Origin of the sequence: Streptomyces sp. CT34 (assembly GCF_000805335.1) — a bacterium.
Lineage (GTDB): Bacteria > Actinomycetota > Actinomycetes > Streptomycetales > Streptomycetaceae > Streptomyces.
In genome coordinates this window covers 1,451,387-1,469,968 of record NZ_KN708638.1, presented here as the reverse complement: position 1 = coordinate 1,469,968, position 18,582 = coordinate 1,451,387, and the positions used below count along the sequence as shown (strand labels likewise).

The following is an 18,582-nucleotide window of genomic DNA, read 5'->3' as shown; positions in this document are numbered from 1 at the left end:
GAGATTCCGCAACCGTGGCTTCCACGAACGACCTCAAGAACGGCATGGTGCTCAAGCTCGAAGGCGGCCAGCTCTGGTCCGTCGTCGAGTTCCAGCACGTCAAGCCCGGTAAGGGCCCGGCCTTCGTCCGCACCAAGCTGAAGAACGTGCTCTCCGGCAAGGTGGTGGACAAGACCTTCAACGCCGGTGTGAAGGTGGAGACGGCCAACGTCGACAAGCGCGGGATGCAGTTCTCGTACATGGACGGCGACTACTTCGTCTTCATGGACATGGACACCTACGACCAGCTGCACGTCGAGCGCAAGACCGTCGGCGACGCCGCCAACTTCCTGCTCGAGGGCTTCGAGGCCGTCGTCGCGCAGAACGAGGGCCAGGTGCTCTACGTCGAGCTGCCGGCCGCGGTCGAGCTGACCATCCAGGAGACCGAGCCGGGCGTCCAGGGCGACCGCTCCACCGGCGGCACCAAGCCCGCCACGCTGGAGACCGGCTACGAGATCCAGGTCCCGCTCTTCATCACCACCGGTGAGAAGATCAAGGTCGACACCCGTACCGGCGACTACCTCGGCCGGGTGAACAGCTAACCGTGGCTGCCCGCACCAAGGCCCGCAAGCGCGCCTTCCAGATCCTCTTCGAGGCCGACCAGCGCGGTGCCGATGTGCAGTCCGTGCTCGCGGACTGGATGCGTCACGCCCGGACCGACCCTCGGCAGCCGCCGGTGAACGAGTACACCCTGGAGCTGGTCGAGGGCTACGCCGAGCATGTCGCACGCATCGACGAGCTGATCTCCACCTACGCCGTCGACTGGGACCTGGACCGGATGCCGGCGGCCGACCGCTCGATCCTGCGGCTCGGCGCCTACGAACTGCTCTGGGTGGACGGCACACCGGACGCGGTGGCGATCGACGAGGCCGTGCAACTCGCCAGGGAGTTCTCCACGGACGACTCCCCGGCCTTCGTCAACGGCCTGCTGGGTCGTCTCAAGGAGCTGAAGCCGGGCCTGCGGCGCGAGACGCACTAGCGGCCGGCTGAGCATCACCACGGGCCCGGAGCGAAGTCATCGCTCCGGGCCCCGTCGCATGCCCGCCCGGCGCCGTCCGGCACCGCTCGCGCCGGCCACGCCGCAGACGACGACCGCCGCCCCGGGAGAACCCGGAGCGGCGGTACGTTTCTGCGTGTGAAGTGTGGGGGAGAGGTGGTCAGATCTCCTCGTGCTGCACGGCGCGGCGCGCGTCCGCGTCCAGCACACCCCAGCTGATCAGCTGCTCGGTCAGCACCGAGGGCGACTGGTCGTAGATCACCGCGAGCGTGCGCAGGTCGTCCTGTCTGATCGAGAGGACCTTGCCGTTGTAGTCACCGCGCTGGCTCTGGATGGTGGCGGCATAACGCTGGAGCGGACCGGCCTTCTCCTGCGGGACATGGGCCAGGCGCTCCAGGTCCAGCACCAGCTTCGGCGGCGGCTCGGCGGCGCCGCCGGGCGTCGTGCCCGGGAGCAGTTCCTGCACCGGGACGCCGTAGAAGTCCGCCAGCTCGGCGAGGCGCTGCACGGTCACGGCACGGTCGCCGCGCTCGTACGACCCCACCACCACGGCCTTCCAGCGGCCCTGGGACTTCTCCTCGACGCCGTGGAGAGAGAGGCCCTGCTGGGTACGGATGGCGCGGAGCTTGGCCCCGAGCTGTTTGGCGTATTCGCTGGACATAAAGCTCCCCAGACGGCTATATGGACATGCGGCTCCGCCGCGTGGCTGGTAACTCACTGTGAGGTTACGCAGCGTAATCTGACTTCGTCAAGCCGAATGAGGCAGACCATCACCCGTCAGGGGGGTGCACCGCTCCTGAGGGGCCTCCTGATAGCCTGAACCACGTAATTCCGACGTCCTTTAAAGTCCGTCCCGTGAGGCGGAGAAGGAGGTCCGTTTCGTATGGACGCAAGCAGTTCCGACACGAGAGTCCAGCTTCCCGCGCGACCGGTGCTCGAAGGCCCGGACATCGCGCGGATGCTCACCCGCATCGCCCACGAAATCGTCGAGCGCGCCAAGGGCGCGGACGATGTGGTGCTGCTGGGGATCCCCACCCGCGGCGTCTTCCTCGCCCGGCGGCTGGCCGCCAAGCTCGAGGAGATCACCGGCCGCGCCATCCCGGTGGGCTCGCTCGACATCACGATGTACCGCGACGACCTGCGGCTGGGCCCGGCCCGCACGCTGGCCCGTACGGACATCCCCGCCGACGGCATCGAGGGCCGCGTCGTCCTCCTCGTCGACGACGTGCTCTTCTCCGGGCGCACCATCCGCGCCGCGCTCGACGCACTGGGCGACATCGGGCGCCCGCGCGCCGTCCAGCTCGCGGTGCTGGTCGACCGAGGTCACCGCGAACTGCCGATCCGCGCCGACTACGTAGGCAAGAACCTCCCCACGTCGCTGCGGGAGACGGTCAAGGTCCAGCTCACCGAGGAGGACGGCCGGGACGCCGTGCTGCTCGGCCTCCGCGACAACGCCCCGGCCGGCGAGCGCTAGCGCACCGCGTACGGACCCGGTGACCCCGGGCCCGCACCTCTGCCCGCTCAACGGACATTCCCGTACACCTCCCTCACTCCCGGAGAAAACCGGATGAAGCGCCACCTCATCTCGGCCGCCGATCTCACGCGGGACGACGCCGTGCTGATCCTCGACACCGCCGAGGAAATGGCCCGGGTCGCCGACCGGCCGATCAAGAAACTGCCCACGCTGCGCGGACGCACGGTCTGCAACCTCTTCTTCGAGGACTCGACCCGGACCCGGATCTCGTTCGAGGCCGCCGAGAAGCGGCTCTCCGCGGACGTCATCAACTTCGCCGCGAAGGGGTCCAGCGTCTCCAAGGGCGAGTCCCTCAAGGACACCGCCCAGACCCTGGAGGCGATGGGCGTCGACGCCGTGGTCATCCGCCACAGCGCCTCCGGCGCCCCCTACCGGCTCGCCGACTCCGGCTGGATCGACGCCCCCGTCATCAACGCCGGTGACGGGACCCACCAGCACCCCACCCAGGCGCTGCTCGACGCCTTCACCATGCGCCGCCGACTCATCGGTCCGGACGCCGGGCTCGGCCAGGACCTCGGCGGCAGGCGCGTCACCATCGTCGGCGACGTGCTGCACAGCCGCGTCGCGCGCTCCAACGTCGACCTGCTGCACACCCTCGGCGCCGAGGTCACCCTCGTCGCACCGCCGACCCTCGTCCCGGTCGGCGTCGAGACCTGGCCGTGCGAGGTGTCCTACGACCTCGACAGCGTGCTGCCGAAGTCCGACGCCGTGATGATGCTGCGGGTGCAGCGCGAGCGCATGAACGCCGCGTTCTTCCCGACCGAGCGCGAGTACGCGCGCCGCTACGGCCTGGACGGCGACCGGATGGCGCGGATGCCCGGGAACGCCATCGTGATGCACCCCGGCCCGATGGTCCGCGGCATGGAGATCACCGCCGAGGTCGCCGACTCCGACCGCTGCACGGTCGTCGAGCAGGTGGCCAACGGCGTGTCCATCCGCATGGCCGTCCTGTACCTGCTCCTGGGCGGCAACGAGCCCGCCGTCACGAACCCCCGTACCGAGGAGAAGTAAGAGACATGGGCAAGATTCTGATCCGCGGTGCGAAGGTGCTCGGCGGCGAACCGCAGGACGTCCTGATCACGGACGGGACCATCACGGCGGTCGGCACCGATCTGACCCTCTCCAGCGCCGAGGGCGCCGAGGTCGTCGAGGCCGCCGGCAAGATCCTGCTGCCGGGCCTCGTCGACCTGCACACCCATCTGCGCGAGCCCGGTCGGGAGGACTCCGAGACCGTGCTGACCGGCACGCGGGCCGCCGCCGCCGGCGGCTACACGGCCGTGTTCGCCATGGCCAACACCTTCCCGGTCGCCGACACCGCCGGCGTCGTCGAGCAGGTCTACCGGCTCGGCCGGGAGCACGGCTACTGCGACGTGCAGCCCATCGGCGCCGTCACCGTCGGCCTGGAGGGCCAGAAGCTCGCCGAGCTGGGCGCCATGCACGAGTCCGCGGCCGGCGTCACCGTCTTCTCCGACGACGGCAAGTGCGTCCACGACGCCGTGATCATGCGCCGCGCCCTGGAGTACGTGAAGGCGTTCGGCGGGGTCGTCGCGCAGCACGCCCAGGAGCCGCGGCTGACCGAGGGCGCCCAGATGAACGAGGGCGTCGTCTCGGCCGAGTTGGGGCTGGGCGGCTGGCCCGCGGTCGCCGAGGAGTCGATCATCGCCCGTGATGTGCTGCTCGCCGAGCACGTCGGGTCCCGGGTGCACATCTGCCACCTGTCGACCGCCGGCAGTGTCGAGATCGTGCGCTGGGCCAAGTCCCGCGGCATCGACGTGACGGCCGAGGTCACCCCGCACCACCTGCTGCTCACCGACGAGATGGTGCGCACCTACAACCCCGTCTACAAGGTCAACCCGCCGCTGCGCACCGAGCGCGACGTCATGGCGCTGCGCGAGGCCCTCGCCGACGGCACCATCGACATCGTCGCCACCGACCACGCCCCGCATCCCCACGAGGACAAGGACTGTGAGTGGGCCGCGGCGGCCATGGGCATGGTGGGCCTGGAGACCGCGCTGTCGGTAGTCCAGCGGACGATGGTGGAAACCGGCCTGCTCACCTGGGCGGACGTCGCGGACCGGATGTCCTTCGCGCCGGCCCGGATCGGCCGCGCCGCCGGCCACGGCCGCCCCATTTCGGCAGGCGAGCCGGCCAACCTCACGCTGGTCGATTCCGCTTACCGTGGAGAGGTGGACCCCGCGGGCTTCGCCTCCCGCAGCCGCAACACCCCCTACGAGGGCCGTGAGCTGCCGGGGCGCGTCACCCACACCTTCCTGCGGGGCCGCGCAACGGTCGTCGACGGGAAGCTGGCGTGACTCCTCCACTCATCCACCTGGCCGCAGCGCCGCACTCCGCACCGGTCACCGACTGGGCCGCGCGGATCGGCTGGGTCGTCGGGCTCCTGGTCCTCGTCGTCTTCGTCTACTGGCTGATGCGCCAGGGCTGGAAGTGGCGCGGCACCCTCCAGGGCGACCTGCCCGAGCTGCTGTCCGCCCCCGACGACGCGGGCGAGCCCCGGCTGACCCTCAGCGGCCGGTACCACGGCTCCACCACCGCCGGGCAGTGGCTCGACCGGATCGTCGCGCGCGGCCTGGGCACCCGCAGCCGCGCCGAGCTGACGCTGACCGACCGGGGCCTGGACGTCGTACGGCCGGGGGCCGAGGACTTCTTCGTGCCGGCCGCCGCCCTGCGCGGCGCCCGCCTCGACGCGGGCATCGCCGGCAAGGTCCTCCCCGAGGGCGGCCTGCTGGTCGTCACCTGGGAGCACGGCGGCAAGCGGATCGACTCCGGCTTCCGCTCCGACCGGGCCGGCGAGCACCCGGCCTGGGTCGAGGCCGTCAACCAGCTCAGCAGCGAACACACCACCGAGCACACCGAAACGGAAGGCGCACGATGACGACCTCCACCAAGGGGACCGCCAAAATCCCCGCCGTACTCGTCCTGGAGGACGGCCGCACGTTCCGCGGCCGTGCCTACGGGGCCGTGGGGGAGACCTTCGGCGAGGCGGTGTTCTCCACCGGCATGACCGGCTACCAGGAGACGCTGACCGACCCCTCGTACCACCGCCAGGTCGTCGTCATGACCGCCCCGCACGTCGGCAACACCGGGGTGAACGACGAGGACCCCGAGTCCGCGCGGATCTGGGTCTCCGGCTACGTCGTCCGCGACCCCGCCCGGGTGCCGTCCAACTGGCGCGCCAAGCGCTCCCTTCACGAGGAGCTGCGCCACCAGGGCGTCGTCGGCATCTGCGGTATCGACACCCGTGCGCTCACCCGGCATCTGCGCGAGCGCGGTGCGATGCGGGTCGGCATCTTCTCCGGCAACGCGCTGCCCGACGAGGGCACGATGCTCGCCGAGGTGCGCCAGGCCCCCGAGATGAAGGGCGCGGACCTCTCCGCGCAGGTCGCCACCAAGGAGCCGTACGTCGTCCCGGCCATCGGCGCGAAGAAGTTCACCGTCGCCGCCGTCGACCTCGGCATCAAGGGCATGACCCCGCACCGGATGGCCGAGCGCGGCATCGAGGTGCACGTCCTGCCGGCCACCGCCACCGCCGAGGACGTCTACGCGGTCGACCCCGACGGCGTGTTCTTCTCCAACGGCCCCGGCGACCCGGCCACCGCCGACCACCCGGTCTCCGTGATGCGCGAGGTGCTCTCCCGCAGGACCCCGCTGTTCGGCATCTGCTTCGGCAACCAGATCCTGGGCCGGGCGCTCGGCTTCGGCACGTACAAGCTCAAGTACGGGCACCGCGGCATCAACCAGCCGGTCCAGGACCGTACAACGGGCAAGGTCGAGGTGACCGCGCACAACCACGGGTTCGCCGTGGACGCGCCGCTCGACAAGGTCTCCGACACCCCCTTCGGCCGCGCCGAGGTCTCCCACGTCTGCCTCAACGACAACGTGGTGGAGGGGCTCCGGCTCCTCGACCGGCCGGCCTTCAGCGTCCAGTACCACCCCGAAGCCGCCGCGGGTCCGCACGACGCCGCGTACCTCTTCGACCGCTTCGTATCCCTGATGGAGGGCCAGCGTGCCTAAGCGCACCGATATCCAGTCCGTCCTGGTCATCGGCTCCGGCCCGATCGTCATCGGCCAGGCCGCCGAATTCGACTACTCCGGAACCCAGGCCTGCCGGGTCCTCAAGTCCGAGGGCCTGCGCGTCGTCCTGGTCAACTCCAACCCGGCCACGATCATGACCGACCCGGAGATCGCCGACGCGACGTACGTCGAGCCGATCACCCCGGAGTTCGTCGAGAAGATCATCGCCAAGGAGCGCCCGGACGCCCTGCTGCCCACCCTGGGCGGTCAGACGGCGCTCAACACCGCCATCTCGCTTCACGAGGCCGGCACCCTCGACAAGTACGGCGTCGAGCTGATCGGCGCCAACGTCGAGGCGATCCACAAGGGCGAGGACCGCGACCAGTTCAAGGAGGTCGTCGAGGCGGTCAACGCCAAGATCGGCCACGGCGAGTCCGCCCGCTCGGTCATCTGCCACTCCATGGACGAGGTCCTCAAGGGCGTCGACGAGCTCGGCGGCTACCCGGTCGTCGTCCGCCCCTCGTTCACCATGGGCGGTGCCGGCTCCGGCTTCGCGCACGACGAGGAGGAACTGCGCCGGATCGCCGGCCAGGGCCTGACGCTCTCGCCGACCACCGAGGTGCTCCTGGAGGAGTCCATCCTCGGCTGGAAGGAGTACGAACTGGAGCTGATGCGCGACAAGCACGACAACGTCGTGGTCGTCTGCTCCATCGAGAACTTCGACCCCATGGGTGTGCACACCGGCGACTCGATCACCGTCGCGCCGGCCATGACGCTCACCGACCGCGAGTACCAGATCCTGCGCGACATCGGCATCGCCGTGATCCGCGAGGTCGGGGTGGACACCGGCGGCTGCAACATCCAGTTCGCGGTCAACCCCGAGGACGGCCGGGTGATCGTCATCGAGATGAACCCCCGGGTCTCCCGCTCGTCCGCGCTGGCCTCCAAGGCCACCGGCTTCCCGATCGCGAAGATCGCCGCCCGGCTCGCCGTCGGCTACACCCTCGACGAGATCCCCAACGACATCACCGAGCAGACCCCGGCGTCCTTCGAGCCCACCCTCGACTACGTCGTCGTGAAGGTCCCGCGGTTCGCCTTCGAGAAGTTCCCGGCCGCCGACGCCACCCTCACCACGACCATGAAGTCGGTCGGCGAGGCGATGGCCATCGGCCGCAACTTCACCGAGGCGCTCCAGAAGGCGCTGCGCTCGCTGGAGAAGAAGGGCAGCCAGTTCGCCTTCACCGGCGCGCCCGGCGACAAGACGGAGCTGCTGGAGCTGGCCCAGGTCCCGACCGACGGCCGGATCAACACCGTGATGCAGGCGATCCGGGCCGGCGCCACCCCGCAGGAGGTCTTCGACGCCACGAAGATCGACCCGTGGTTCGTCGACCAGCTCTTCCTCGTGAAGGAGATCGCCGACGAGATCGCCGCGGCCGACCAGCTCGGCCCGGAAATCCTTGCGGACGCAAAGCGCCACGGCTTCTCCGACGCCCAGATCGCGGCCATCCGCGGCCTGCGCGAGGACGTCGTCCGCGAGGTCCGGCACGCCCTCGGCGTCCGCCCCGTCTTCAAGACGGTCGACACCTGCGCCGCCGAATTCGCCGCCCGCACCCCGTACTTCTACTCGTCCTACGACGAGGAGACCGAGGTCGCCCCGCGCGAGAAGCCGGCCGTGATCATCCTCGGCTCCGGCCCCAACCGCATCGGCCAGGGCATCGAGTTCGACTACTCCTGCGTCCACGCCTCCTTCGCGCTCAGCGACGCCGGCTACGAGACCGTGATGGTCAACTGCAACCCGGAGACCGTCTCCACCGACTACGACACCTCCGACCGGCTCTACTTCGAGCCGCTCACCCTGGAGGACGTCCTGGAGATCGTGCACGCCGAGACCCAGGCCGGCCCGGTCGCCGGCGTCGTCGTCCAGCTCGGCGGGCAGACCCCGCTGGGCCTGGCGCAGGCGCTCAAGGACAACGGCGTGCCGATCGTCGGCACCTCGCCCGAGGCCATCGACCTGGCCGAGGAGCGCGGCGCGTTCGGCCGGGTGCTGACCGAGGCCGGGCTCCCGGCCCCCAAGTACGGCACCGCCTTCTCCTTCGGCGAGGCCAAGACGATCGCCGCCGAGATCGGCTACCCGGTCATGGTCCGGCCCTCGTACGTGCTCGGCGGCCGGGGCATGGAGATCGTCTACGACGAGCCGTCGCTGGCCGAGTACCTGGAGCGGCACGCCGGTCTGATCGACCGGCACCCGGTCCTCATCGACCGGTTCCTCGACGACGCCATCGAGATCGACGTCGACGCCCTCTACGACGGCCACGAGCTCTACCTCGGCGGCGTCATGGAGCACATCGAGGAGGCCGGCATCCACTCCGGCGACTCCGCCTGCGCGCTGCCCCCGATCACCCTCGGCGGCTTCGACATCAAGCGGCTGCGGGCCTCAACGGAGGCCATCGCCAAGGGAGTCGGGGTCCGCGGGCTGATCAACATCCAGTTCGCGATGGCCGGCGACATCCTCTACGTCCTCGAGGCCAACCCGCGCGCCTCGCGCACCGTCCCCTTCACCTCGAAGGCCACCGCGGTGCCGCTGGCCAAGGCCGCCGCCCGGATCTCGCTCGGCGCCACCATCGCCGAGCTGCGCGCCGAGGGCGTGCTGCCCAAGACCGGCGACGGCGGCACCCTGCCGCTGGACGCGCCGATCTCCGTCAAGGAAGCCGTCATGCCCTGGTCGCGGTTCCGCGACATCCACGGCCGCGGCGTGGACACCGTCCTCGGCCCGGAGATGCGCTCCACGGGCGAGGTCATGGGCATCGACTCGGTCTTCGGGACCGCGTACGCCAAGTCGCAGTCCGGCGCCTACGGAGCGCTGCCCACCAAGGGCCGCGCGTTCGTCTCCGTCGCCAACCGCGACAAGCGCTCGATGATCTTCCCGGCCCGCGAACTGGTCGCCCACGGCTTCGAGTTGCTGGCCACCTCCGGTACCGCCGAGGTGCTGCGCCGCAACGGCATCAAGACCACCGTGGTGCGCAAGCAGTCCGAGGGCGAGGGCCCCAACGGCGAGAAGACCATCGTCCAGCTGATCCACGACGGGGAGGTCGACCTGATCGTCAACACCCCCTACGGGACCGGCGGCCGGCTCGACGGCTACGACATCCGCACCGCGTCCGTCGCCCGCGGCATCCCCTGCCTGACCACGGTCCAGGCGCTGGCCGCCGCCGTACAGGGCATCGAGGCGATGTCCCGCGGTGACGTCGGGGTGCGCTCCCTCCAAGAGCACGCGCGACATCTGACCGCGGCCCGCGAGGAGTAGGCCCGGGAGGGGGACACCACGGCGGTGTCCCCCTCTTCACGAGCCCACCCGACCCCACCCGCGGAAGGCCCGCCCCACCATGTACCGCCTGTTCTTCCAGCTGTTCTTCCAGCGCATGGACCCCGAGAAGGCCCACCACCTGGCCTTCCGCTGGATCCGCCTGGCCGCCCGTGTGCCCGTGCTGCGCACCTTCGTCGCGGCTGCCCTCGCCCCCCGTTACAAGGAACTGCGCACCGAGGCCCTGGGCCGCCGGATGCACGGCCCCTTCGGCCTGGCCGCCGGCTTCGACAAGAACGCCGTCGCCATCGACGGGATGGCCATGCTCGGTTTCGACCACGTCGAGATCGGCACCGTCACCGCCCGGCCGCAGCCCGGCAATCCGAAGAAGCGGCTGTTCCGGCTGGTGCCGGACCGCGCGCTGATCAACCGGATGGGCTTCAACAACGAGGGCTCGGAGGCCGTCGCGGCCCGCCTGGCCGCCCGGCGCCCTGTGTTCCGGACCACCGTCGGCGTCAACATCGGCAAGACCAAGGTCGTCCCGGAAGCCGAGGCGACCGCCGACTACGTCACCTCCACCGAGCGGCTGGCCCGGCATGCCGACTACCTCGTCGTCAACGTCTCCTCCCCGAACACGCCGGGACTGCGCAACCTCCAGGCCGTCGACCACCTGCGCCCGCTGCTGACCGCGGTCCGCGAGGCCGCCGACCGCACGGTCACCGGGCGCCGGGTCCCGCTCCTGGTCAAGATCGCCCCGGACCTGGCCGACGCGGACATCGACGCGGTCGCCGACCTCGCCCTGGAACTGGGCCTGGACGGCATCATCGCCACCAACACCACCATCGCCCGCGAGGGCCTGGGGCTGGCCTCCGACCCGGCGCTGGTCGCCGAGACCGGCGGCCTCTCCGGCGCGCCCGTCAAGGAGCGCTCCCTGGAGGTGCTGCGCCGCCTGTACGCGCGGGTCGGCGACCGGATCACCCTCATCGGGGTCGGCGGCATCGAGACCGCCGAGGACGCCTGGCAGCGCATCCTCGCCGGCGCCACCCTCGTCCAGGGCTACAGCGCCTTCATCTACGAGGGCCCGTTCTGGTGCCGCACCCTCCACAAGGGCCTGGCCGCTCGCCTGCGCAACAGCCCGTACGCCACCCTCGCCGACGCGGTCGGCGCCGAGCACAAGAAGGTGACCAAGTGAGTCCCGAACCCTTCGGCGCCCGCCTCCGCCGTGTCATGGACGAGCGCGGCCCGCTCTGCGTCGGTATCGACCCGCACGCCTCGCTGCTGGCCGACTGGGGGCTGAACGACGACGTCGCGGGCCTGGCCCGCTTCACCCGCACCGTCGTGGAGGCACTGGGCGAGCACGTCGCGGTCTTCAAGCCGCAGTCCGCGTTCTTCGAGCGCTTCGGCTCGCGCGGCATCGCCGTACTGGAGACCGCGATCGACGAGGCACGCGAGCGCGGCGCGCTGATCCTCATGGACGCCAAGCGCGGCGACATCGGCTCCACGATGAGCGCGTACGCCGAGGCGTACCTGCGCCCGGACTCGCCGCTGTTCTCGGACGCGCTGACGGTCTCCCCGTACCTGGGCTACGGCTCGCTGCGGCCGGCCGTCGAGCTGGCGCGGGAGAGCGGCGCCGGGCTGTTCGTGCTCGGGCTCACCTCGAACCCGGAGGGCGCGGAGGTCCAGCGGGCGGTGCGCGAGGACGGCCGCAGCGTCGCCGCCACGATGCTGGGCCACCTCGCCGCGGAGAACGCCGGGGAGGCGCCGCTGGGGTCCTTCGGCGCGGTCGTCGGGGCCACCCTCGGCGATCTCTCCTCGTTCGATCTGGCGATCAACGGCCCGCTGCTGGCCCCCGGCATCGGGGCGCAGGGCGCCACCCCCGCCGACCTGCCCACCGTCTTCGGCGGCACGGTCCGCAACGTGGTGCCGAGCGTCAGCCGGGGGGTGCTGCGGCACGGCCCGGACACCGCTGCGCTGCGTGCGGCGGCGGCCCGTTTCGCCGACGAAGTGCGGACCGCGGTCGGATAAGGCGGTCATTTGGTCCCGAAATGTCCTGGTCAGCAGAGTCTGACCAGGACTTTTCGTCTGTTCTCGCTGACTCCGGCGCCATCGGCCGCTAGTCTCCGTCGAGAGCACTGCACGTAAGCGCGTTGCTCGTTGCTCCGCTCATGCGGGGCGACTAGGTTCCACACCGGTCCGTATCCGACAGTTCGACATCCGAGGTGACGTAGGCGTGGCTCTTCCGCCCCTTACCCCTGAACAGCGCGCTGCCGCGCTCGAAAAGGCCGCCGCGGCTCGCCGGGAGCGCGCCGAGGTCAAGAATCGGCTCAAGCACTCCGGTGCCTCCCTCCATGAGGTCATCAAGCAGGGCCAGGAGAACGACGTCATCGGCAAGATGAAGGTCTCCGCCCTGCTGGAGTCCCTGCCCGGCGTCGGCAAGGTCCGCGCCAAGCAGATCATGGAGCGGCTCGGCATCTCCGAGAGCCGCCGTGTACGCGGCCTCGGCTCCAACCAGATCGCATCGCTGGAGCGCGAGTTCGGCAGCCCCGCTTCCTGAGTTTTCCGGCACCGCCCGGAAGCTGGAATAATCGCTGCATGAGTTCTGCAGTCTCCCGGGGGATGGCCCCCGTCCCCCCGGCCAGACAACCGCGGCTGACCGTGCTCTCCGGCCCCTCGGGCGTCGGCAAGAGCACGGTCGTCGCGCATATGCGCAAGGTCCACCCCGAGGTCTGGCTCTCGGTTTCGGCCACCACCCGCAAACCGCGTCCCGGGGAGCGCCACGGCGTCCAGTATTTCTTCGTCGACGACGGGGAATTCGACAAGCTGATCGCCAACGGCGAGCTGCTGGAATGGGCCGAATTCGCGGGCAACCGCTACGGCACCCCCCGCAAGGCGGTGCTGGACCGGCTGGAGTCCGGAGAGCCCGTCCTGCTGGAGATCGACCTGCAGGGCGCCCGCCAGGTCCGCGAGTCCATGGCCGACGCCCACCTGGTCTTCCTGGCCCCGCCGAGCTGGGAGGAGCTGGTCCGCCGGCTCACCGGCCGCGGCACCGAGGCGCCCGAGGTCATCGAGCGCCGGCTGGAGGCCGCCAGGGTCGAGCTGGCTGCGGAGAAGGAGTTCGATGTGACTCTTGTCAACACCTCCGTCGAGGACGTCAGCCGTGAGCTGCTAGCCTTGATGCTGCGCCGATCTGGGGACCGGGAAGCCACCAGCTGATCCCGACTCCGATCCCGGCGCCGCGGATTTCCCGTTTTCGGCGTTTCCACGCCGCCACCTGCTTCATCCCCTTTCGGAAGGTAGAGAGTGTCCTCTTCCATCACCGCACCCGAGGGCATCATCAACCCGCCCATTGATGAGCTTCTCGAGGCCACCGACTCGAAGTACAGCCTCGTGATCTACGCCGCCAAGCGCGCGCGCCAGATCAACGCGTACTACTCCCAGCTCGGCGAGGGCCTGCTGGAGTACGTCGGCCCGCTGGTCGACACGCACGTCCACGAGAAGCCGCTGTCGATCGCGCTCCGCGAGATCAACGCGGGTCTGCTGACCTCCGAGTCCGTCGACGGCCCGGCCGCCCAGTAAGCGGTAGCGCAGATACCTCATCGAGGGCCCGGCAGCGCGTCTGCCGGGCCCTTGGTGTGTCATGGGGGCATACGTTGCGCGTCATGCGTTCGGACCGAGGCTCGGGGAGCGGCGAAGCGATGGAGAAGCGGGAGCAGGAGCGGCCGAGGGTCGTCCTGGGGGTCAGTGGCGGGATCGCCGCGTACAAGGCGTGCGAGCTGCTGCGGCAGTTCACCGAGTCCGGCCACGACGTCCGGGTCGTGCCGACCGCCGCGTCGCTGCACTTCGTCGGCGAGGCCACCTGGGCCGCGCTCTCCGGCAACCCGGCCGCAACCGAGGTCTGGGAGTCCGTCCACGAGGTCCCGCACGTCAGGATCGGGCAGCACGCCGACCTCGTGGTCGTCGCCCCGGCCACCGCCGACCTGCTCGCCAAGGCCGCCCACGGCCTCGCCGACGACCTGCTGACCAACACCCTGCTCACCGCCCGCTGTCCGGTGGTCTTCGCGCCCGCGATGCACACCGAGATGTGGGAGAACCCGGCCACCCAGGAGAACGTCGCCACGCTGCGGCGCCGTGGCGCGATCGTCGTCGAGCCCGCCGTCGGCCGGCTGACCGGCGTCGACACCGGCAAGGGCCGGTTCCCCGACCCCGTCGAGATCTTCCAGCTCTGCCGCCGGGTGCTGGCCCGTGGCGCCAAGGGCCTCCCGCAGGACCTCGCGGGCCGCCATGTCGTGGTCAGCGCGGGCGGCACCCGGGAGCCGCTGGACCCGGTGCGCTACCTGGGCAACCGCTCCTCCGGCAAGCAGGGCTACGCGCTCGCCCGTACGGCCGCGGCCCGCGGTGCGCGGGTCACCCTCGTCGCGGGCAACTCCGAACTGCCCGATCCGGCCGGCGTCGACGTGATCCACGTCGGCACCGCCGGGCAGCTGAGGGAGTCCGTGCTGAAGGCCGCGGCGGACGCCGACGCGGTGGTGATGGCCGCCGCCGTCGCGGACTTCCGGCCCGCCGTCTACGCCCCCGGCAAGATCAAGAAGCAGGAGGGCCAGGAGCCGGAACCCGTCACCCTGGTACGGAATCCGGACATCCTCGCCGAGCTCTCCGCCGACCGGGCCCGCCCCGGGCAGCTGGTCGTCGGCTTCGCCGCGGAGACCGACGACGTCCTCGCCAACGGCCGTGCCAAGCTCGCCCGCAAGGGCTGCGATCTGCTGGTCGTCAACGAGGTCGGCGAGCACAAGGCATTCGGCTCGGCCGAGAACGAGGCCGTGATCCTGGCCACGGACGGCACCGAGACGCCGGTCCCGTACGGTCCCAAGGAAGCCCTCGCCGACACTCTCTGGGACCTGGTCGCCCCCCGCCTCGCGGAGCCCCCGGCCGCCGACCGGGGCAACCCCTGAGGGCCCCGGGAGAGCGCCCCGGAGCGCCCCCTGATTACTCCCACTGGCCCCGCAAAATTCGGCATGTCCTCTTGACCCGACCGATTCTCGAGGTGATCGTCACTACCGTGAGCCGTGGTGTCCCAGGTCACGGGGGTTCCATAAATCGAGACTGCGTGCCCGAGCGCCACATACGACCCGTAAACTGGCAGTGGATTCGGCCGAGCGCAGCTCTCGGCCCTTCCGCCAATGATCAGCCAGCAGCCGCTGCAACCCCAGGGAGCGATGTGTCCCGCCGCCTGTTCACCTCGGAGTCCGTCACCGAGGGCCACCCCGACAAGATCGCTGACCAGATCAGCGACACCATCCTCGACGCACTCCTCAAGGAAGACCCGGCCTCCCGGGTCGCCGTGGAGACGTTGATCACCACCGGCCTGGTGCACGTGGCCGGCGAGGTGACGACCAAGGCGTACGCCGACATCCCCAACCTCGTCCGCAACAAGATCCTGGACATCGGCTACGACTCGTCCAAGAAGGGCTTCGACGGCGCGTCCTGTGGCGTGTCGGTGTCCATCGGCGCGCAGTCCCCCGACATCGCCCAGGGTGTCGACACCGCCTACGAGAACCGCGTGGAGGGCGATGACGACGAGCTGGACCGGCAGGGCGCGGGCGACCAGGGCCTGATGTTCGGTTACGCCTGTGACGAGACCCCCGAGCTGATGCCGCTCCCGATCTACCTGGCGCACCGGCTCTCCCGTCGCCTGTCGGAGGTCCGCAAGAACGGGACCATCCCCTACCTGCGCCCGGACGGCAAGACCCAGGTCACCATCGAGTACGACGGCAACAAGGCCGTCCGGCTCGACACCGTCGTCGTCTCCTCGCAGCACGCCTCGGACATCGACCTGGACTCGCTCCTGGCGCCCGACATCCGGGAGTTCGTCGTCGAGCACGTCCTGAACCAGCTGGTCGAGGACGGCATCAAGCTGGACACCGACGGCTACCGCCTGCTGGTCAACCCGACCGGTCGCTTCGAGATCGGCGGCCCGATGGGCGACGCCGGCCTGACCGGCCGCAAGATCATCATCGACACCTACGGCGGTATGGCCCGCCACGGCGGCGGCGCCTTCTCCGGCAAGGACCCGTCCAAGGTCGACCGCTCGGCCGCGTACGCGATGCGCTACGTCGCCAAGAACGTCGTCGCCGCGGGTCTCGCCTCGCGCTGCGAGGTCCAGGTCGCCTACGCGATCGGCAAGGCCGAGCCGGTCGGTCTCTTCGTCGAGACCTTCGGCACCGCCACCGTCGACACCGACAGGATCGAGCAGGCCATCGCCGAGGTCTTCGACCTCCGCCCCGCCGCGATCATCCGCGACCTGGACCTGCTCCGCCCGATCTACGCCCAGACCGCCGCCTACGGCCACTTCGGCCGTGAGCTGGAGGACTTCACCTGGGAGCGCACCGACCGCGTCGAGGCGCTCCGCAAGGCCGCGGGGCTGTAAGCCGCCGCTCCGCCAGGGCTCGTGACCGACGGCCCCGAACCACCCGGTGGTTCGGGGCCGTCGGCTGTCCACAGCCCCCGCCAGCTGTCGGACCCTTCTGCTAAGACTGATGCTGTGAGCAGGGAGAACGGACGGACGGGGCCGGGTGGGGGGGAGCAGCTGGCCCTCATCCGCGAGGCGGTGCGGGAGTCGAGGGGGGAGCGGGCCCGGCCGCGGACGTGGCGGGGGGCCGAGCTGGCGGCCGGGTTGCCGGTGGCCCGGGTGCTGGTCGACAAGGGGCTGGTGCACCTCGACCGGTTCTTCGACTATGCGGTGCCGGCCGCGATGGACGCCGAGGCGCAGCCCGGGGTGCGGGTGCGGGTGCGGTTCGGGGCGGGGGAGAAGGGCGGTCGCCGGGAGGGCGGCAAGCTCGTCAGCGGGTTCATCGTGGAGCGGGTGGCGGAGAGCGGGTTCCGGGGGGTGCTGGCGCCGATCGCCCAGGTGCTGTCGCCGGAGCGGGTGCTGTCGCCGGAGCTGCTGGCGCTGTGCCGGTCGGTCGCGGACCGCTATGCCGGGTCGCTGGCGGATGTGGTGCAGCTGGCCGTGCCGCCCCGCCGGGCCCGGGCCGAGGCGAAGCCGTCGCCTGCGCCGCTGCCGCCCAACGCACCGCCGGAGCCCGGGAGTTGGACGCGGTACGGGGCCGGCGCCGGGTTCCTGGCGGCGCTCGGGCGGGGGGACGCGCCGCGGGCGGTGTGGACGGCGCTGCCGGGGGCGACCTGGCCGCAGGAGCTGGCGCGGGCCGCCGCCGCGGCACTGGCCGGCGGGCGCGGGGCGCTGGTGGTGGTGCCGGACGGGGGGGCCGCGCCCCGGGTGGACGCGGCGCTGGAGGAGCTGATCGGGGTGGGCCGGCATGTGCTGCTGACCGCGGATTCCGGGCCCGAGGAGCGGTATCGGCGGTGGCTGGCGGTCAGCCGGGGGTCGGTCCGCGCGGTGGTCGGGACGCGCGCGGCGATGTTCGCGCCGGTCGCCGATCTCGGGCTGGTCGCCCTGTGGGACGACGGAGACGCGAGCCACAGCGATCCGCACGCTCCGCAGCCGCATGCCCGGGAGGTGCTGATCCAGCGGTCGGTGAGCGAGCGGTCCGGTTTTCTGCTGGGCGGGCTGAGCTGCACGGTCGAGGCGGCGCAGCTGGTGGAGACGGGCTGGGCCCGGCCGCTGGCCGCCGACCGCGAGCAGGTGCGGGCCGCGGCGCCACTGGTCCGTACGGTCGGGGACGGCGACGAGGCCAGGGACGCCGCGGCGCGGGCCGCCCGGCTGCCGACGATGGCCTGGCAGGTGGTCCGCGAGGGGCTCAGGCACGGGCCGGTGCTGGTGCAGGTGCCGCGCCGCGGCTATGCGCCCCGGCTGGCCTGTGAGCGGTGCCGGACCCCGGCCCGCTGCCGGGCGTGCGCCGGTCCCCTGGAGGCGCGGGAGGCGGGCGAGCTGGTCTGTGCCTGGTGCGGCCGGCAGGAGCCGGACTGGCACTGCGCCGAGTGCGGCGGGGCCCGGCTGCGGGCGCAGATCGTGGGAGCGCGGCGCACGGCCGAGGAGCTGGGCCGGGCGTTCCCCGCGGTGCCGGTGCGCACGTCGGGGCGGGACCATGTGCTCGCGTCGGTGCCGGGGGCGCCCGCGCTGGTGGTGAGCACGCCGGGGGCCGAGCCGGTGGCCGAGGGCGGGGGGTATGCCGCCGCGCTGCTGCTGGACGGCTGGGCGCTGTTGGGCCGGCCGGATCTCCGGGCGGGGGAGGAGGCGTTGCGCCGCTGGCTGGGGGCCGCCGCGCTGGTCCGGGGGCAGGCCGAGGGCGGCACGGTCGCGGTGATAGCGGAGCCGACGCTGCGGCCGGTTCAGGCGCTGGTGCGCTGGGATCCGGTCGGCCACGCGGTCCGCGAGCTGGCCGAGCGGGCGGAGCTGGGGTTTCCGCCGGTGTCGCGGATGGCGTCGGTGGCGGGCCGCGCCGAGGATGTCGCCGGTCTGCTGCGGGTGGCCGAACTCCCCGCGGGGGCCGAGGTGTTGGGCCCCGTTCCACTCCCGGTGCCGGATCCCGGGCGCCCACGGAAACCGGGGGATCCGCCGCCCGGCGAGGCGTGGGAGCGTGCGCTCGTACGGGTTCGGCCGGGCCAGGGAGCGGCGCTGGCCGCGGCGCTGAAGGCCGCCCGCGCGGCGCGCCTCGTCAAGCGGGAGGGTGAGCCGGTGCGGGTGCGGATCGATCCGCCCGATCTCGGGTGAGGCGGCTGCCC

General features: G+C 71.4%; 17 protein-coding genes. 16 read left to right on the top strand and 1 reads right to left on the bottom strand.

Annotation, left to right across the window (positions count from 1 at the left end; all coding sequences use genetic code 11):
* The first annotated feature begins 14 nt into the window (after positions 1–14).
* Positions 15–581, top strand: a complete 567-nt coding sequence (gene efp, locus RZ84_RS06605; protein ID WP_043263494.1) for an elongation factor P — start codon at positions 15–17, stop codon at positions 579–581.
* Positions 582–583: 2 nt separating this feature from the next.
* Positions 584–1,018, top strand: coding sequence for a transcription antitermination factor NusB (gene nusB, locus RZ84_RS06600; protein ID WP_043263493.1), 435 nt, complete (start codon positions 584–586; stop codon positions 1,016–1,018).
* A 178-nt stretch (positions 1,019–1,196) separates the two neighbouring features.
* Here nusB and bldD read toward each other — a convergent pair whose 3' ends face one another.
* Positions 1,197–1,697 carry a transcriptional regulator BldD gene (gene bldD, locus RZ84_RS06595; RefSeq protein WP_018539834.1) on the bottom strand — a complete coding sequence of 167 codons (501 nt, stop codon included), beginning with the start codon at positions 1,695–1,697 and terminating at the stop codon, positions 1,197–1,199.
* A gap of 222 nt (positions 1,698–1,919) precedes the next feature.
* Between bldD and pyrR the strand changes: the two genes are divergently transcribed.
* The 14 genes from pyrR (at position 1,920) to RZ84_RS06525 (ending at position 18,571) form a co-directional block, all read left to right on the top strand.
* Entirely contained in the window at positions 1,920–2,510 is a 591-nt protein-coding gene (gene pyrR, locus RZ84_RS06590; RefSeq protein ID WP_043263492.1) for a bifunctional pyr operon transcriptional regulator/uracil phosphoribosyltransferase PyrR, read from the top strand.
* Between the two features lie 93 nt (positions 2,511–2,603).
* A complete protein-coding gene (locus RZ84_RS06585; protein ID WP_043263491.1) occupies positions 2,604–3,581 on the top strand; it encodes an aspartate carbamoyltransferase catalytic subunit in 978 nt (325 codons plus the stop codon).
* Positions 3,582–3,586: 5 nt separating this feature from the next.
* Positions 3,587–4,882, top strand: a complete 1,296-nt coding sequence (locus RZ84_RS06580; protein ID WP_043263490.1) for a dihydroorotase — start codon at positions 3,587–3,589, stop codon at positions 4,880–4,882.
* On the top strand, positions 4,879–5,463 hold the full coding sequence (locus tag RZ84_RS06575; RefSeq protein WP_043263489.1) for a PH-like domain-containing protein: 585 nt from the start codon (positions 4,879–4,881) through the stop codon (positions 5,461–5,463). Before RZ84_RS06580 ends, RZ84_RS06575 begins: the two co-directional genes overlap by 4 nt.
* Positions 5,460–6,602 carry a glutamine-hydrolyzing carbamoyl-phosphate synthase small subunit gene (gene carA / locus RZ84_RS06570; protein WP_043263488.1) on the top strand — a complete coding sequence of 381 codons (1,143 nt, stop codon included), beginning with the start codon at positions 5,460–5,462 and terminating at the stop codon, positions 6,600–6,602. The genes RZ84_RS06575 and carA overlap by 4 nt, the downstream gene beginning before the upstream one ends.
* Entirely contained in the window at positions 6,595–9,906 is a 3,312-nt protein-coding gene (gene carB / locus RZ84_RS06565; protein WP_043263487.1) for a carbamoyl-phosphate synthase large subunit, read from the top strand. Before carA ends, carB begins: the two co-directional genes overlap by 8 nt.
* 79 nt (positions 9,907–9,985) lie before the next feature.
* On the top strand, positions 9,986–11,095 hold the full coding sequence (locus tag RZ84_RS06560) for a quinone-dependent dihydroorotate dehydrogenase (RefSeq protein WP_043263486.1): 1,110 nt from the start codon (positions 9,986–9,988) through the stop codon (positions 11,093–11,095).
* Positions 11,092–11,928: an orotidine-5'-phosphate decarboxylase gene (gene pyrF, locus RZ84_RS06555; protein WP_043263485.1), complete on the top strand. Its 837-nt coding sequence runs from the start codon at positions 11,092–11,094 to the stop codon at positions 11,926–11,928. Before RZ84_RS06560 ends, pyrF begins: the two co-directional genes overlap by 4 nt.
* A gap of 205 nt (positions 11,929–12,133) precedes the next feature.
* Positions 12,134–12,457 (top strand): integration host factor, encoded by a 324-nt coding sequence (locus RZ84_RS06550; RefSeq protein ID WP_043263484.1) that lies wholly within the window; start codon positions 12,134–12,136, stop codon positions 12,455–12,457.
* A gap of 38 nt (positions 12,458–12,495) precedes the next feature.
* A complete protein-coding gene (gene gmk, locus RZ84_RS06545; RefSeq protein ID WP_078893615.1) occupies positions 12,496–13,116 on the top strand; it encodes a guanylate kinase in 621 nt (206 codons plus the stop codon).
* Between the two features lie 87 nt (positions 13,117–13,203).
* On the top strand, positions 13,204–13,479 hold the full coding sequence (gene rpoZ / locus RZ84_RS06540) for a DNA-directed RNA polymerase subunit omega (RefSeq protein WP_043263482.1): 276 nt from the start codon (positions 13,204–13,206) through the stop codon (positions 13,477–13,479).
* Positions 13,480–13,598: 119 nt separating this feature from the next.
* Positions 13,599–14,852 carry a bifunctional phosphopantothenoylcysteine decarboxylase/phosphopantothenate--cysteine ligase CoaBC gene (coaBC, locus tag RZ84_RS06535; protein WP_043263481.1) on the top strand — a complete coding sequence of 418 codons (1,254 nt, stop codon included), beginning with the start codon at positions 13,599–13,601 and terminating at the stop codon, positions 14,850–14,852.
* A gap of 266 nt (positions 14,853–15,118) precedes the next feature.
* Entirely contained in the window at positions 15,119–16,327 is a 1,209-nt protein-coding gene (metK, locus tag RZ84_RS06530) for a methionine adenosyltransferase (protein WP_043263480.1), read from the top strand.
* Between the two features lie 114 nt (positions 16,328–16,441).
* The gene (locus tag RZ84_RS06525) at positions 16,442–18,571 is read left to right on the top strand and encodes a primosomal protein N' (protein WP_043263479.1); all 2,130 of its coding nucleotides are present in this window, start codon (positions 16,442–16,444) and stop codon (positions 18,569–18,571) included.
* Positions 18,572–18,582: the final 11 nt, after the last annotated feature.

Coding starts and splice junctions, on each gene's coding strand:
- bldD (WP_018539834.1), bottom strand. CDS start 1,697: ATGTCCAGCGAATACGCCAAACAGCTCGGGGCCAAGCTCCGCGCCATC.
- pyrR (WP_043263492.1), top strand. CDS start 1,920: ATGGACGCAAGCAGTTCCGACACGAGAGTCCAGCTTCCCGCGCGACCG.
- RZ84_RS06585 (WP_043263491.1), top strand. CDS start 2,604: ATGAAGCGCCACCTCATCTCGGCCGCCGATCTCACGCGGGACGACGCC.
- RZ84_RS06580 (WP_043263490.1), top strand. CDS start 3,587: ATGGGCAAGATTCTGATCCGCGGTGCGAAGGTGCTCGGCGGCGAACCG.
- carA (WP_043263488.1), top strand. CDS start 5,460: ATGACGACCTCCACCAAGGGGACCGCCAAAATCCCCGCCGTACTCGTC.
- RZ84_RS06560 (WP_043263486.1), top strand. CDS start 9,986: ATGTACCGCCTGTTCTTCCAGCTGTTCTTCCAGCGCATGGACCCCGAG.
- gmk (WP_078893615.1), top strand. CDS start 12,496: ATGAGTTCTGCAGTCTCCCGGGGGATGGCCCCCGTCCCCCCGGCCAGA.
- coaBC (WP_043263481.1), top strand. CDS start 13,599: ATGGAGAAGCGGGAGCAGGAGCGGCCGAGGGTCGTCCTGGGGGTCAGT.